The sequence below is a fragment of the Streptomyces sp. 4N124 genome (genome assembly GCF_052245395.1).
In the GTDB taxonomy this organism is placed as follows: domain Bacteria; phylum Actinomycetota; class Actinomycetes; order Streptomycetales; family Streptomycetaceae; genus Streptomyces.
Map to the genome: position 1 here is coordinate 1 of NZ_JBQQBS010000048.1, position 14,860 is coordinate 14,860.

At 67.9% G+C, this 14,860-nt stretch carries 11 protein-coding genes and 1 pseudogene; 4 read left to right on the forward strand and 8 right to left on the reverse strand.

The window, feature by feature from the left end; all coding sequences use genetic code 11:
• Window positions 1-591 precede the first annotated feature (591 nt).
• Both ACTWQO_RS35475 and ACTWQO_RS35480 read left to right on the forward strand, forming a co-directional pair.
• Window positions 592-876: pseudogene (locus tag ACTWQO_RS35475) on the forward strand (IS5/IS1182 family transposase); the annotation flags it as partial.
• A 208-nt stretch (window positions 877-1,084) separates the two neighbouring features.
• Window positions 1,085-2,935 (forward strand): pentapeptide repeat-containing protein, encoded by a 1,851-nt coding sequence (locus ACTWQO_RS35480; RefSeq protein ID WP_443241488.1) that lies wholly within the window; start codon window positions 1,085-1,087, stop codon window positions 2,933-2,935.
• 75 nt (window positions 2,936-3,010) lie between these two features.
• Here the strand turns inward: ACTWQO_RS35480 and ACTWQO_RS35485 are convergent, their stop codons facing one another.
• The 4 genes from ACTWQO_RS35485 to ACTWQO_RS35500 all read right to left on the reverse strand — a co-directional run bounded on the left by ACTWQO_RS35485 (window position 3,011) and on the right by ACTWQO_RS35500 (window position 7,590).
• Window positions 3,011-3,133, reverse strand: coding sequence for a hypothetical protein (locus ACTWQO_RS35485; RefSeq protein WP_443241489.1), 123 nt, complete (start codon window positions 3,131-3,133; stop codon window positions 3,011-3,013).
• Window positions 3,130-3,312: a hypothetical protein gene (locus ACTWQO_RS35490; RefSeq protein WP_443241490.1), complete on the reverse strand. Its 183-nt coding sequence runs from the start codon at window positions 3,310-3,312 to the stop codon at window positions 3,130-3,132. The genes ACTWQO_RS35485 and ACTWQO_RS35490 overlap by 4 nt, the downstream gene beginning before the upstream one ends.
• A gap of 109 nt (window positions 3,313-3,421) precedes the next feature.
• On the reverse strand, window positions 3,422-7,258 hold the full coding sequence (locus ACTWQO_RS35495) for an NACHT and WD repeat domain-containing protein (RefSeq protein ID WP_443241491.1): 3,837 nt from the start codon (window positions 7,256-7,258) through the stop codon (window positions 3,422-3,424).
• Entirely contained in the window at window positions 7,255-7,590 is a 336-nt protein-coding gene (locus ACTWQO_RS35500; RefSeq protein ID WP_443241492.1) for a hypothetical protein, read from the reverse strand. The genes ACTWQO_RS35495 and ACTWQO_RS35500 overlap by 4 nt, the downstream gene beginning before the upstream one ends.
• A 637-nt stretch (window positions 7,591-8,227) precedes the next feature.
• Between ACTWQO_RS35500 and ACTWQO_RS35505 the strand changes: the two genes are divergently transcribed.
• A complete protein-coding gene (locus ACTWQO_RS35505) occupies window positions 8,228-8,968 on the forward strand; it encodes a class I SAM-dependent methyltransferase (RefSeq protein ID WP_443241493.1) in 741 nt (246 codons plus the stop codon).
• A 95-nt stretch (window positions 8,969-9,063) separates the two neighbouring features.
• On the opposite strand, the gene ACTWQO_RS35510 is transcribed toward ACTWQO_RS35505, so the two are convergent.
• Entirely contained in the window at window positions 9,064-9,618 is a 555-nt protein-coding gene (locus ACTWQO_RS35510; RefSeq protein ID WP_443241494.1) for a TetR/AcrR family transcriptional regulator, read from the reverse strand.
• A 103-nt stretch (window positions 9,619-9,721) separates the two neighbouring features.
• Here ACTWQO_RS35510 and ACTWQO_RS35515 point away from each other — a divergent pair, with 103 nt between their 5' ends.
• Window positions 9,722-10,645 (forward strand): NmrA family NAD(P)-binding protein, encoded by a 924-nt coding sequence (locus ACTWQO_RS35515; RefSeq protein WP_443241495.1) that lies wholly within the window; start codon window positions 9,722-9,724, stop codon window positions 10,643-10,645.
• Between the two features lie 497 nt (window positions 10,646-11,142).
• On the opposite strand, the gene ACTWQO_RS35520 is transcribed toward ACTWQO_RS35515, so the two are convergent.
• The 3 genes from ACTWQO_RS35520 to ACTWQO_RS35530 form a co-directional block, all read right to left on the reverse strand.
• The gene (locus ACTWQO_RS35520) at window positions 11,143-12,480 is read right to left on the reverse strand and encodes a CaiB/BaiF CoA transferase family protein (RefSeq protein WP_443241496.1); all 1,338 of its coding nucleotides are present in this window, start codon (window positions 12,478-12,480) and stop codon (window positions 11,143-11,145) included.
• On the reverse strand, window positions 12,477-13,622 hold the full coding sequence (locus ACTWQO_RS35525; protein WP_443241497.1) for an acyl-CoA dehydrogenase family protein: 1,146 nt from the start codon (window positions 13,620-13,622) through the stop codon (window positions 12,477-12,479). The genes ACTWQO_RS35520 and ACTWQO_RS35525 overlap by 4 nt, the downstream gene beginning before the upstream one ends.
• Before the next feature lie 67 nt (window positions 13,623-13,689).
• A complete protein-coding gene (locus ACTWQO_RS35530) occupies window positions 13,690-14,859 on the reverse strand; it encodes a thiolase family protein (protein WP_443241498.1) in 1,170 nt (389 codons plus the stop codon).
• Between the last annotated feature and the right edge of the window lies 1 nt (window position 14,860).

A 14,860-nucleotide genomic window follows, 5' to 3' on the forward strand; every position in this document is an offset into this window, starting at 1 on the left:
CGGCGGATCTCCGCCCAGTCCTCCACGCTGATCACCCATCCTCCCGGCCTGACTCAACGAGTCAGGCCGCCCAGGAGGGCCACAATTCATCCGGTGGAAGTGGTCTCAGATTGAGCCGTTGCCGACAGAACGACGGGTCGTTCTGCACATGCATGCGGTCCTAACGCTCTGCACGTCTGGCCGACGTGCCGTCGAGACCCACCTGGCGGTGCGAATCGTTCGAAGGAACGTCTTCGTCGAGCGCCCTGGCCTCCCAGCGTCGATTGCCCTCGACACCCCGCCGAGATGAAGGGACTTCGGATTGGTGGACGCTCTGCGCGTTGACTCCAGCCCCGAGTTCGGGCTGCTGCAGGTAGCAGTCGGCTTCGTGTTCGGCGGGCGGATATCGCCGATCGCGGTGTGCAGGCGGTGCTGGTTGGACCCGGCGACCCATTCCGCAGTGGCAAGCGTGACCTCAGCGAGCCCCTTCCGTGCCCGCAGCGCAAGCCTGTTTCCCAAGACGGTCACTGCGGCGAACCTGCTGATCCGGCCAATCGGCGTTCAGCAGGACCGAGGGTGCAAGCGCCAGGCCACCTTCGATCTCGAACAGGCCGACGCCTGCACGCCGAGACGGCCTACGACTACCAGGACCTGTTGAAGATGGTTGCGCAGCGGGCGCGTTGGAGTCAGGATCGCCCGCGAGGTCATCGAGTCCAGTCAACGACTAGGCCGCCGCAGGCGGGTGATCGAGCGGACCATTTCCTGACTGTCCGGCTATCGTCGGCTGACTCCTCGCTACCAGCGCCATCCCCGTAGCTACCTGGCCTTCTCGGACTTGCCGCAGCCCTCTGCTGCGGCAAGTGGCTCATCCGCCTCGCCACACAGGAAATGGTCTGAGGAACGCCCGAAGATGCAGGGCGGCGATCTCCTAGCCGATCAGGTTCATACCTGACCCCTGCCGGTGAACTGCGGGAACTAAAGGGGATGTTGTGGCGTCGATCTCGGTGTGTCTGAGCCTTCACCGAACCCAGAGCCGCCGCTGTGGCCGCACTGTCGTCACGGCGCCGACCCTGCGACGGACCCCGTGGGCTGCCGCGGTATCCATGTGCCCGGCCACACAGCGTGCCTGGCCCACCTCGCCGACACCAACCGCGACGCCTACCTGGCCAGCCTCGTCCCCAGTGCTGACATCGACCACCGCGGCACCCCCTTCACCGAGTCGCTCCTCTCTTCCCTCTTGCGCGCTCTCCACGACCCCGCCACGGGACAACCTCACTTCGGCAGCGCTTGGTTCGACGAGGCCCGGTTCTCCGGAGATGCCTGGTTTGCTCATGCGCGGTTCGCTGGTGTCGCGGGGTTCACTCATGCTCACTTCTGCGGCGACACAGGGTTCGACCGCGCGCAGTTCTCGGACGCCGTGCGGTTCGAGGAAGCCCGGTTCTCCGGCATCGCGGGATTCACAGGCGCGCAGTTCTCCGGGGCCGCCCGGTTCGACGGAGCCCGGTTCGCCGACGACGCCCTGTTCACGCGTGCGGAGTTCTCCCACACCGCGGGGTTCGGAAGAACACAGTTCTCCAACGACGCTCGATTCGACGGGACCCACTTCTGCGGCGATGCCTGGTTCGCCCAGTCGCAGTTCTCGGGTGCCTGGTTCGATGCGGCACGGTTTTCCGGCGACGCCTGGTTCATCCATGCGCAGTTCTCTCGCACGGCAGGGTTCATTCGTGCCGAGTTCTCTGCCGCTACCTGGTTCGAGGGGGCGCAGTTCTCGGACATCGCCCGGTTCACCGGCGCGCAGTTCACGGCGGCGTCGTGGTTGGGGCCTGTGGTGTGTATGAAGGAGGTCGACCTGTCCGGTGCACTGTTCGAGGTGCCGGTAACGCTGCAAATCGCAGCGCGCATGGTGCGCTGTGGGAGGACGCGGTGGGATTCAACGGCGACGCTACTCCTCCGCTACGCAAGAGTGGACCTCAGCTACGCTGTCCTCTCTTGCCCCGTGGCGATCTCTGCCTACCCCACTCCATTCACCAGCGGCGATCCCGCCCCATTCACCAGCGGCGGCAGGGTCGTGGACGAGAGCCTGCTGGCCGGCTCCGAAGACAGGGTGCGGGTGGTCTCTGTAGGCGGAGTGGACGCCGCGAACCTGGCCCTGACCGACACCGACTTGAGCGAGTGCCGATTCGCCGGAGCCTTCCACCTGGACCAGATTCGTCTCGAAGGCAGCTGTACTTTCGCCTCCACCCCCACCGGCCTGCACCGCCGCGGCATATGGCCGTACAAGTGGACCCGCCGGCGCGTCCTGGCAGAGGAACACCATTGGCGCGCGCAAACGGCCGGTCTCACACTCCAGGCCCCTTCACTCCGGCACTGGCGCATTGGGCATCACGCCCCTGGTTCCGTTCTCCCTCCCGCACCGGAAGCCATTGCCGCGCTCTACCGGCAGCTGCGCAAGGCATTCGAGGACAGCAAGAACGAGCCTGGCGCCACCGACTTCTATTACGGCGAGATGGAGATGCGCCGCCACGACCGCACCGGCACCCCACCCGGGGAACGGCGCCTGCTGTGGGCCTACTGGCTGATGTCCGGCTACGGTCTGCGCGCTTCGCGTGCCCTCGGTTGGCTGGCTGTGTCGATGCTCATCACCATTCTGCTGATGATGGGCTTCGGCCTCCCCCAGAGCTCCCTGAAGCAAGAGGCGACGGGCGTAGTACCGCCCGGCGGGGGCAAGGCTACCTTCGAGATTGACAAGGACGACCCGAAGAACCCCACCGGGAACAGGTTCACCAGCGCGCGGTTCGAGAAGGCGCTGAACGTCACACTCAACTCGGTCGTGTTCCGCTCCAGCGGCCAGGACCTGACGACGGCCGGCAGGTACATCGAGATGGCATCACGGTTCTCGGAGCCTGTTCTTCTCGGTCTTGCGGCGCTCGCGATCCGTGGACGCGTGAAGAGGTGACGGGCGCAGCCCCCATGCAGTTCACGCGGGGCCTGAACGCAGGGCTCCGGGGAGAGTGGCCTTCGTCTGTTTTGATCATGGGATGCCGTGGAGAGTGAGAGCGGTTTCGGGTGCGGTCTGGGCGCGGCGTCCGCTGGCGATGTTGGCCCAGCCGCCGCGGTGGAGGGCAGCGCAGGCCAGGTCGCGCAGGGTGCTCATGACGGCGGGGGTGCCGTGGCGGACATGGCTGGCGTCATGGGCGAAGGTGACGTCTTGGTCCAGTGGACGGTGCTTTCGATGATCCAGTGTCCGCGGGCCCAGTCTGAGATCTCGGCCGGATCGGCCTGGTGGGCAGCGAGATCGGTGGCCGTGTAGACGGTCTCGGTCTGCCCTCGCATGCCAGCGGCCAGTCCCCACGGCACAAGGACCGAACAGCATCACGTCCCTGGAGCCAGCACCCGGACGGTGTGGGGCCGTCGAACGGCGCCGGTTTCGTCACGGGCTGGTCTACGGGCAGGGGGGATCGTAGGGCAGTCCGGGCATGTGTATGCGCCACTGATCACGTGTGAGGGTGCCCGCAGACGCCTTGCAGACCAAGTCGATGTCGAAGCTGGTCTCGGTGGGCCAAAGTCGAACAGTTCCGTCGTAGCTGTCGCTGACCAGGACGGGTGCGTTCGGGGCGAAGGCTACGGTGTCGATGGTGCGGGTGTGGCCGGTGAGGGGCTCTCCGAAGGCCACGGGCTTCGAGGGTTTGGACACGTCCCACAGCCTGAGCATGCTGTCGCCGCCGCCTGTAGCAAGGATGCGCTCGTCAGGGCTGAAAGCAATGGTCGCCACATCTCCGGTGGGTACTTCCGTAGCGCCCGCGAACGAGGGGACTCCTGTATCGGAAACGGTCCACAGGCGTATCTTCCCCTTGTCGCTACCCGTGGCGATGAGGTTCCCTTTCGGGCTGAAGGCCATCGCTACGGCGTACTCTCCATCAGCCGAGATGTGCTGCGTCTGGCCGACGAGATCGGGGTGCACGGGATCCCTCACGTCCCAAAGGCTCACCTGCTTCTCTGGGCCGTTCAGTCCGGCAAGTAAATTCCCGTCAGGGCTGAATGCCAGCTGTTCCAGGTGGATCAGCTCTGCGCCACTTCGGGGGAGCCGCTTGACCAACCTGGCATGACGCGGATCCGTCACATCCCAAAGCCACGGAGTGAGTTGGTCCCCGCCGGCCAGCAGGCGGCCGTCCGGGCTGAAAGCAAGTGATGTGAAGACGGCATCGCGTGTCTTCGGAACGGTTCCCACCAGCTCCGGATTGCGGAGATCTGCGATGTCCCAGAGCTCCACGCCAGTGGTCTCGCGAGCCACAGCCATCACGTCTCCGCCCGGACTCAAGGCGATGACCGAAGGCCATTCCTCTATCAGAGTGTCGCGCGAAGAGCGGTCGAACCACCCGCTCTCCAAGATTTCTGGATTCCCCACATTGCGGATGCTCCAGCGGCGAATCGCGCCGTCCCCGCTCACCGTGACCATGGTCCGATCGGGGGCGAAAGACTCCGCCACAACCAGTCCAGCATCACGGTTCATTACGGTCTTCCGCAGATGCCACAGCAGGGGAGCCGGGTCCGCGCCGGCCGTGACGAGGCTGGCGTCGCCCGGCCGGAATGCCAGGGAATTCGCGCCAATGAGATGGCCACGCAAGGGCTCCATCAACGGCACATCCTCCAGATCGGCCAGATTCCAGACGCACACGTACTGAGCGGCGGTTGTGCTGGCAAGAGTGCGGCCATCTGGGCTGAAGGCCACGTCCGTGACGGCTGAGAACTGCTGCTGGAGGGGGCTGCCCAGCAAGGTCAGGTGATTCTTGTTCGATATATCCCACAGTCGAACGAACCCGTCGCTTCCCGCAGTCGCCAAGGTCTTCTCGCCCGGGCTGAAGGCGACGCCGCCCTCCGTTTCGTAGGTATCAGATGCGGGGATGTCGGTCGTGTGGCCGAGCGGCACGGGGGCCGCGGGATCGCGCATGTCCCACAACTGCGCCGAGCCGTCGTCGCTGCCACCTGCCAGATAGCGTCCCGTAGGGCTGAAGGCCACCGAGCTGATGGCCCAGACGTCAGGACTGGCTGGTGTTCGGCCAAGAAGGCGGGGCCGCCGCGGATCGCTGATGTCCCACGCCTGGACCTGTTCGTCATTGGTCGCCCTGACCATGACCCTTCCGTCGCGGCTGATAGCGACTCCGACCGCCGCCGGACCCACTGCCCGGCTGGTCGTGGGTGTGCGGCCGAGCTGACGCGGGTGCGCGGGGTCGGCGAGGTCGAAGAGCCGGATCGACCCATCGTTGTTCGCCGTGGCCAAGAGTCCTCCCTCCGAGCCGAAGGCGACGGCGTTGACTGGACCGTCATACGCGTCGCTCGCGGCGCGGCTAATCGGTTCGACTGCGTTGGAATCTGTGAATCGCCACAGTTGCACTGAGCCGTCGTCGCTGCCGGCAGCGAGCAGGTCCCCGTCCGGGCTGAACGCCACGTCCTGGAAGGGCCCGCTCCCGCCGGGCAGTGGTCGCGACAAGGGCATGCTGGCGTCCTCGATGAGCCGTGTCCGTAGGTCGGGATCGTCAGGCCTCATCCGGTGGGCTGTCAGATTGAGTTGGGCTGCCAGGGACGCCTGACTGCCGCGCAGGCCCCCGGCTTCTGCTTTGACCTGGCTGAAGACGGCTGCGTCGCGCTGCGCCTGTGCGCTGGAACGCTGCTGGTAGGCGAGGACGGCGGCTGTGGAAGCGATGAGCGCCAGGGCGGTGAGGACCGCGATCGCGGCGCGGCGGATCCGTGTTCCGCGCCGGGAGTGGTGGATCGAGGCGCCGAGGAACGCGGAGGCCACAGGGCTGAAGTGGGCGTGGTGCGAGCGATTCACCCAAACGCGGACTGTCTCCAGGCGCTGACCGCGATAAAGCATGCCGGTGTCGTGATGCGAACGCGTCCACGCAGCGGCGGCTTCTTCGAGGTCCTGGTGGAGGAGATGGCCCGCACGGTCGGCCTCGATCCACTCGCGCAGCCGTGGCCACGCCTGAAGCAGCGCCTCATGGGCGATTTCGATGGTGTCCTGGTGCTGGGTCAGCAGGCGCCCGTTGGTAAAGGCCGCGATGACGGCGGCCGGACCCGGGCCCATGTCGATCAGGTCGGTACGGGACACTCGGCGGCGGGTGTCTTCGACTCCGTCGCCGATCTTCACGAGTCTCAGGAACAGCGGGCGCGCGATCTTCTGCTCTTCCGGTTGCAGGCTGTGGAAGATCCTCTCGGCAGTCGTGGTGATGGCGTTGCGGATCCCGCCAGTCGCCTGGTACCCCTCGACGGTCAGTAAGTGGCCGTGCCGCTGCTGCCAGGTGGCACGCAGCGCGTGCGCCAGCAAGGGCAGCCGTCCGGTCTCGTAGCCCTGGGTGTGCACGCCCAGGTCACGCAGCAGCAGTTCGACGAGCCCTGGTTCCACCTCCAGGCCGACGGCTCTGGCCGGCAGGGTGATCGCCTCCCGCAACTCCTCCTGAGTCATGGAACCGAGCACCAGCTGCCTCTCCTGCAGAGCGGAACGCAGCTGGGGGTAGTCGGCGCACGGGGTGTAGAAGTCCGACCGCAAGCCCAGCACAACCAGTGCCGTCGGCCCGGTCCCGTCGGGCTGGGGACTGGCGAGGCCAGTCAGTACATCGAGGAAGTCCCGCCGCTCCTGCTCGCTCCCGCAGAGGGTGAACAGCTCCTCCAGTTGGTCCACGACCAGAACGAGGCGTCTGCCGGACTGGCCGGCGCCTGCGATCGCTGCGTGTAGAACGGCCACGCATGTCTGCGAGCCGATGTTGAGGGCCGCGGACGCGTTCTGTGGGTTCACTCCGACGGCTTGGGCGAGGTGCGCGAACAATGCTGCCGATGGATGAGCGCTGGGGGTCAGAAGGACCCGGGGCCAGTGGGCCGATCCCGCCGCGGGCAGCGCACCACGGGCCAGCGCGGGCAGCAGACCCGCGCGAAGAATGGAGGACTTGCCCGCCCCGGAGGGGGCAACGACGACGAGCGCCCCGCCGTACCGCAGGCGCTCGTCCAGGCGGACGAGCAGGTCCGCCGTCACCGCGTCGCGGCCGAAGAACCAGCCGGACTGGTCCTCAGCGAAGGCCGCCAAACCCGGATAGGGGCACTCCGTGGTGGGGGTGGCGTCCACGGCCCGGCGTGCCCGTCGCACGCCGGTTTCGTAGTGCACATGGAGATCGCGCTCGGCGATGTACTGGTCCCGACCAGCCTGGTAGATCCGTGCGCTGTCCGACGCGCGGGCGTCCAGACGCCCCGGTTCACCGTCTGACGAGACGTCTTCGGGCGCGCTCATCGCTCGGTGATGTGCTGGTCCCGTCCGGCCTGGTACACCCGCCCGCTGCCAGAGGCTTGCGCCCTCATCACCAAGGAGCCGACCGTGGATCGCTCATCGGCAGTGAGCAAGGGCGTGAGATGGGTGTCCAACAGCTGCCGCAGTTCAACAGCTATCGCCGGATCGGCGCGAAGCAGCGCCTGAAGCCGTAACTGCCAGTCCGCCGCCAGAGCCTGCTCCGTCTCGTTCTCTCCAGCCGCTCGAGCGGCCACCATCTGCGCACGGGTTTCAGCCAGTTCCGCAGCAACAGTGTCCGCCTGCTCGGGCCGTACGCGGCGCCACAGTGCCGTCACCCCTATTCGGGCTCCCTCCCACGCATCGTGGGCCATAGCCCCGACCAGAGCGGTCCCTGCGGCCAGCGCAATCGGATCCATGGCAAGCCCCCCTCACACCCGTATTCCACGGCTCACGCTACCGGGCGCAAGGCGGAGAAGGCACTCTTTGCGCTGAAATAAGCTTCAAATGCGGTTGATCATGCTATGGAGAAGAGTGATACGGATTTCTGCCGCACAGCGTTGTGGAAGCGAAAGTACGCGCGGGTGATGCGAGACGGGCGCTGACGGATTTGGACATCAACGCTGAGGAGTATGTCCGGCAGTAGTCGCGCTGGGCTCCAGGTCGAGGCGGTCGGCTGCTTCGACCTGGAGCTCGGACAACCTGATTCCCTTGGCAAGACCGCGACTACGATGCCCGATGCAAGCCTGTACACGGCTTTCCGGCCGCCATGATCCGCTGCACGATGACCTCGTAGTTCTTCAGCAGGGTGTCCTGGACGTTCCCCTGCCCGAAGCGGGATTTCCGGCGTGATGTGACTGTGGGCTAGGGCTCGTCCGGCGGCTCATGGGCCGAGCCAGGGCCGGACCGAGGCGAGGGCCGGCCAGTGCCCTAGTCGTGTTGACCGCCCCCGGCAGGCAGTGCTGGAGTCGGCACGTGGACAGCATCCCCGCCAACCGGCGGTTCTGGAACCGGATCAGCGGCGCCTACCAGCACGAGCACGACCCGCAAATCGGCGCCACACCCCGGCTGTGGGGCATGTACTCCATCCCCGACGCGCACCTGCAGGCCCTGGGCGACGTCACCGGCAAGCGCGTCCTCGAACTCGGCTGCGGCGCGGGCCAGTGGTCCAGGGCGCTCGCCGCCGAGGGCGCCACCGTGGTCGGGCTCGACCTGTCCGAAGCCCAACTCGCCGCAGCGGCCCGCGCGATGGGAGCGGCGCGCTACCCGCTGGTGCAAGGCGCCGCCGAACAACTCCCCTTCGCCGCCGACAGCTTCGACCTGGTGTTCTGCGACTTCGGTGGGCTCAGCTGGGCGCCCCCGCACCTGGCCGTCCCGCAGGCCGCACGCGTCTTGGGCCGAGGCGGGCGCCTGGTGTTCAACGTAGCCAGCCCATGGTTCGAAGCTTGCTACGACGAAGCCGCCAGCCGCGTGACCACGACGCTGCAGCAGGACTACTTCGGGCTGAACACCATCGCCGAAGACGACGGCGCGACCAGCTATCAGCTCACCTACGGCGACTGGGTCAAGGTCCTACGCGGCGCGGGTCTCATCATCGACGACCTCATCGAGCCGCGGCCCGAACCCGGAACACCCAACGGCTACAACGAAACCGACCCACCCGACTGGGCACACCGCTGGCCGGCGGAACTGCTCTGGGTAACCCACAAACCGTAAGTTCCGCCGCGCCGAGACGTGAAGGCATCCCCTCGCCGGGGGTGCCCCGTTCATGGTGTCGGCCCGTTCTCGGTTGTGCCGGTTGTGTACCCAGTTCAGCGCTGCGGACTCAGTCCCGCCACGGCCAGCCGGAACAGCCGGTCCGCCTGGGCGGCGGGGTCGGGGTAGTGCTCCGTGGCCAGGACGATGCCGACGACCAGCGTGATCAGGTCAGCGACAGTGACGCCTGTCACCAGCGCGCCGTCCTGCACGGCGCGGCGCAGCAGGGGGCCTGCCGCCTCTTCCAGGGCCGCCGAGCAGCTGTTCTCGTGCACCGGGCCGTCATAGGCCAGTGCTGCCGCCAGCCCCCGGGCGGAGACGGAGTAGGCGACGACGTCATCAAGCCATTCCAGGAGCGCGTTCCGGCTGTCGCCCTTGCCGGTCAGCTCATGGGCGCGGACGCACAGGGCCTCGATCCGTTTCCGGGAGACTGCCTCCAACAGTGCGCGGCGCGTGGGGAAGTGTCGGCGCACGGTTGCTGAGCCAACCCCCGCAGTGCGGGCGATCTGTTCCAGGGAGGCGTCAGCACCATGGACAGCGACCTCTTCCTCGGCCACGGCGAGGATTCGCGTGTAGTTGCGTCGGGCGTCCGCACGCTGGCCCTCGGGCATGGCATCACCTCCAGGATTGATAAGTGGCGGGCCCCGCCGTATCGTAGCGGACCATAAACGGCGGGCCCCGCCGTTTAATCGGCGAGTAACCCGAGGAAGCGTCATGTCCACAAACTCCGCACCCGTCCTGGTCACCGGAGCTACCGGCAGGCAGGGCGGGGCCACCGCCCGCGCACTGCTCGCGGCGGGCGTTCCCGTCCGCGCCCTGGTGCGCGACCCAGCCACCGACCGGGCCAAGGCCGTCGAGGCATTCGGCGCCGAACTGGTCACCGGCGACCTTCACGACCGTGATTCCGTGATCCGGGCCGCCGAGGGCGCCTGCGCCGTCTTCTCCGTGCAGATGCCCGGCATCACCGCGGAAGGCTTCGATTTCGAAGGGGAGGTGGCCCAGGGCGTCAACCTCATCGAGGGCGCGAAAGCCGCCGGAGTGCCTCAGTTCGTGCACACATCCGTCACCGGCGCCGGCCAGCACACCGAAACTCCCGGCTGGGCCGAAGGCCGCTGGGCTTCGATGGAACCCACCCTGGGCGCCAAGAGCGCGATCCAGGACCGGGTCCGCGCGGCCGGCTTCCCCCACTGGACGCTTCTCAAGCCGGGCTTCTTCATGGAGAACTTCCTCCCGTCCATGGCGTTTCTGTTCCCGCGCGGCATAGAAGGCGGCCTGGTGAGCGTTCTGAACCCCGAGACCCGGCTGTCCCTGGTCGCAGTAGACGACATCGGCAGGGCGGCCGCCGCGGCCATCACCGCGCCGGAGCGATTCGACAGGGTCGAACTGGAGTTGGCGAGCGACTACCTGTCGATGACGGAGATCGCCGAGGTCCTCTCCCACGCTCTGGGCACGCAGTTGTCCGCGCCGGACATGACCGAGGAGGAGGCCCTCACCGCCGGAATGCCGGCGATGGGCGCCAACCACGAGTGGCTGAACGTAGCCGGCCAGCCGGGCCGCCCGCAGTACGCGAGGGACCTGGGCATCCCACTCACCAGCTTCGAGGAATGGACACAGGAGCACATGCGGCCCGCCGCCTGAGACGGCCCCGGGTCTCGTCCGGTCCGCCAGGAGGGCCAGGCCCTCTTCGGCTACGACACGACCCGCTCACCACGAACACAGCCCTGATTCCCGCGCAGACCGTCCACAGAATTTGACGATTCCTCGCTCTCTGCGTGCTCCCCCCTGCGACGGCTGGACTCATCCGCTTCTTCACCGCGCGGCTGGCCGGCGGGAATGAGCCCAACGCCTACTAGTACCAGCTCTGCCAAGTGGAGGCGTCGCACGGGAAGTTGAGGATCGCGTTGGGCCCGTCCCTGTACTGGCGGACTCGATGCAGGCGGGCATCTGCGGAGAATGTCCGCGGAGCTGGCGCGACCCGTCGTTCCAGACGGTGACCTCCCAGAGGTGCAGCTCGAAGTCGAGGGCCTGGCAGAGGTCGCGGGCCCTCAGTGGGTCAGCATTGCCCACGGTCTTCGTAGGCGCTGCGACCGCCCAGGGTCATCCCGATGGCGCCGTCGAGGCATGGATCCGGCACCTCAGCGAGGGGCCGGGGCCACCGTGCCTTGTGCGCGCAGTACGGCGATGTCGTCCTCGGTGACGCCGAGTTCGGTGAGCAGGGCGTCGGTGTGCTGACCGAGTGCGGGGATCCCACCCATCGGTGGCTCGTAGCCGGCGATGACCGGAGGCGGAAGCAGGGCGGGTACCTGACCGTGAGGTGTGTCGATCCGGCGCCACCGGTCGCGGGCCATCAGATGCGGATGGGCTATGACCTCGCTCGGTGTGTTGAACCGGGCGTTCCCGATCCCTGCGGCATCCGCGTCGGTCTGCACCTGCGTCAGGTCATGGCGTGCGCACCAGTCCGCGATCTCCGCGTCCAGGAACTCACGGTGCGCGACCCGGCCGGAGGCGGTACGAAAGCGTTCGTCGTCGGCCAGGTCGGACCGGCCGAGCAGGTCACGCGCGAAGCGCCGCCATTCGCGGTCGTTCGTCGTGCCCAGCACGACGGTCTGGCCGTCCGCTGTGCGGTAGGCGCCATACGGCGCCACCGCGGGCGAGCCCATGCCGACCGGCTGCTGGTCCACACCCGTGTGCAGCGTGTAGGTGAGCTGATACCCCATCAACTCCGTCATCGTGTCGAACAGGCTCACCGCGACCGCGGCGGCGCCGCGACCATGGCCACGCTCCTTGCCGCAGAGCAGCGCCAGAACCGACAACGCGGCATACAGGCCGGTGCACACGTCGGCCATCGGCGGGCCGGGCTTGGCCGGCGCACCGGGAAAGCCTGTCATCGCGCATGCGCCCGACTCCGCCTGGGCCAGCAGATCGTAAGCGCGCTTGTGGGACAGCGGGCCTCCCGGCCCGTAGCCGTCGATCTCCACGGCGATGAGTTCCGGGTGGCTGACGGCCAGGTCGGCGGGCGCGATTCCGAGCCTCGCCGTGGCACCGGGAGCAAGATTGGAGACCATCACATCGGCGCGGTCGAGCAACCGGTGGAGTACCGCCATCCCGGCCGGATCCTTCAGGTTCAGCGTGACCGACTCCTTGCCCCGGTTGACCCATACGAAGTGCGCCGCCATGCCGCCCACCACGTCGTCGTAATGCCGGGCGAAGTCACCGCCTTCCGGGTTCTCCACCTTGATCACCCGAGCCCCGAAGTCACCGAGGGTGCGGGTGCAGATGGGAGCCGCCACCGCCTGCTCCAGGGACACCACCGTGATGCCCGCCAGCGGCCCGGCCGGCTTGGCCGCGTCGTGACCGCTGGGTGCCGGTTGGGATTGTTCCGTCCGCTCGGCGTCTGCCATCCCGCTCTCTGCCGTCCGCTCGGCGTCTGCCACGTTCACCCTCAGGGGGCCGCCGCCCGCGGCGCCCGTCACGCGTGCTCCCGCAGCAACTGCCTGCCCACGATGAGCTTCTGGATCTCGCTTGTCCCTTCGTAGATGCGGAACAGTCGCACGTCCCGGTAGAAGCGCTCGACGGGAACGTGGCGCATGTATCCCATGCCCCCGTGAACCTGGACGGCACGGTCGGCCACCCGGCCCACCATCTCGCTGCAGAACAGTTTCGTGGAGGACGGCGCCAGCCTGCGGTCCTCGTCCGAGTCGTACGCGCGGGCCGCCTCAAGGACCATGGCGCGGCCCGCGTACATCTCGGCGTGCGATTCGGCGAGCATGGCCTGGACGAGCTGGAACTCGCCGATGGGACGTCCGCCCTGCCGGGTGACCGAGGCGTGCGCGACGCTTTCGTCCAGGATGCGCCCGGCCAGCCCCACACACATCGCCGCGACGCTCAGACGTCCCCTGGCCAGCGACCGCATGGCGGTGCGGAATCCCTCTTCCTCGCGTTCTCCGACGAGGGCACTCGCCGGAAGGCGTACGTCGTCGAAGAAGACTTCCGCGCTCAAGGCCCCCGACTGGCCCATCTTGTGGTCCCTCGGCCCCACGGTGACGCCGGGGCTGTCAGCATCGACGGCGAAGACGGAGATCCCTTCGGCGCCCGTGCTCTGCGGCCCGGTGCGGGCGAACACCATGAAGACACCGGCGAGCGGGGCATTGGTGATGAACCGTTTGCTGCCGTTCAGGACGTAGCCGTCCCCGTCGCGTACGGCACGGGTCCTGATACCGCTGGGGTCCGAGCCCGCCTCCGCCTCCGTGAGCGTGAAGGCCGCGATCAACTCCCCGGCGGCCATCCGCGGCAGATAGCGCCGCTTCTGCTCCTCGGTGCCGGAACTCGCCAGGAGCTGGCCGGCGACCCCGTTGTTGATGCTGAACATCGAGCGGAACGCGGGTGTGGTGTAGCCGATCTCCAGGGAGAGGCGTACGTCCTCCGTCATGGAGAAGCCAAGGCCGCCGTACTCCTGGGGCAGCGCGTAGCCGAACAGGCCCATGGCCGCGGCCTTCTCGCGGAGGTCCGCCGGGATCTCGTCCTTCTCCTCGATCTCGTTCTCGCGCGGGACGACCTTCTCGCGCACGAAGGCCCGCACCGCCGCCAGAACGGCGTCGAACTCGTCTGGTTCCATTGGCTTTTCGCACTCCTCGGTTGTGGGCGCCTTGTCGAGCGGGCCCCAGGGCTCGGGCTGCTCGGGCTCAGCGGGGAAGGAGTTCCAGGACGGTGGCGTTCGCCATGCCGCCGCCCTCGCACATCGACTGCAGGCCGTAGCGGGCGCCGGTGGCTCGCATGTGGTGGACCAGCGTCGTGGTCAGCCGGGCGCCGGAGGCTCCCAGGGGATGGCCGAGGGCGATGGCGCCGCCGTCGGGATTGAGCCGGTCCGGATCGGCGCCGGTCTCGGCGAGCCAGGCGCAGGTCACGCTGGCGAACGCCTCGTTGATCTCGAAGGCTCCGATGTCCTCGATGCCCAGACCGGCGCGCTTCAGGACCTTCTCGGTGGCCGGGATGGGGCCGGTGAGCATCGTCACGGGGTCGACTCCGACGACGGCGAAGGAGTGGAAGCGGGCGATCGGGCGCAGACCGAGTTCACGCGCCTTCTCGCCGCTCATGACCAGCAGCGCCGAGGCACCGTCCGATATCTGCGAGGAGTTGCCGGCCGTGACCACGCCGTCCTCGGTGAACGCGGGCTTCAGACCCGCCATCGTGGCGGCCGTGCCGCCCCGCCGTACTCCCTCGTCCGTGTCGACGGTGCGTACGGAACCGTCCTCGTCCGTCACGTCCACCGGCACGATCTGGGACTTGAACCGCCCCTCGTCGATCGCTGCCGCCGCGTTGGCGTGCGACCGGAGGCTGTGCGCGTCGAGTTGCTCCCGGCTCAGCCGCCAGCGCCGCGCGATCTCCTCCGCGCCCAGCCCCTGGCTGAACCGCGAGACGCCGTACCGGGCCTGCACGGCAGGGCCGAAGGGTTCGCCTGGGCCCCGCTCGCGGCCGGAGCCCAGCGGTACGCGGCTCATCGACTCCACGCCGCCCGCGACCACGATGTCGTACTGGCCGCTCATCACTCCCGCGGCGGCGAACTGCGCGGCCTGCTGCGAGGATCCGCATTGCCGGTCGATGGTGACGCCCGGCACTTCCTCAGGCCATCCGGCGGCCAGGACGGCGAAACGGCCGACGCAGCCGCCCTGCTCACCGGTCTGGGAGACGCAGCCCCACAGCACGTCCTCGACCAACGCCGGGTCCAGGTCGTTGCGTTCGGCCAGGGCCCGCAGCGCTACGGCGGACAGGTCTACCGGGTGAATACCGCTCAACGAGCCGTTCCGCTTGCCCACGGGGGTACGTACGGCGTCCACGATGACCGCGTCACGCATG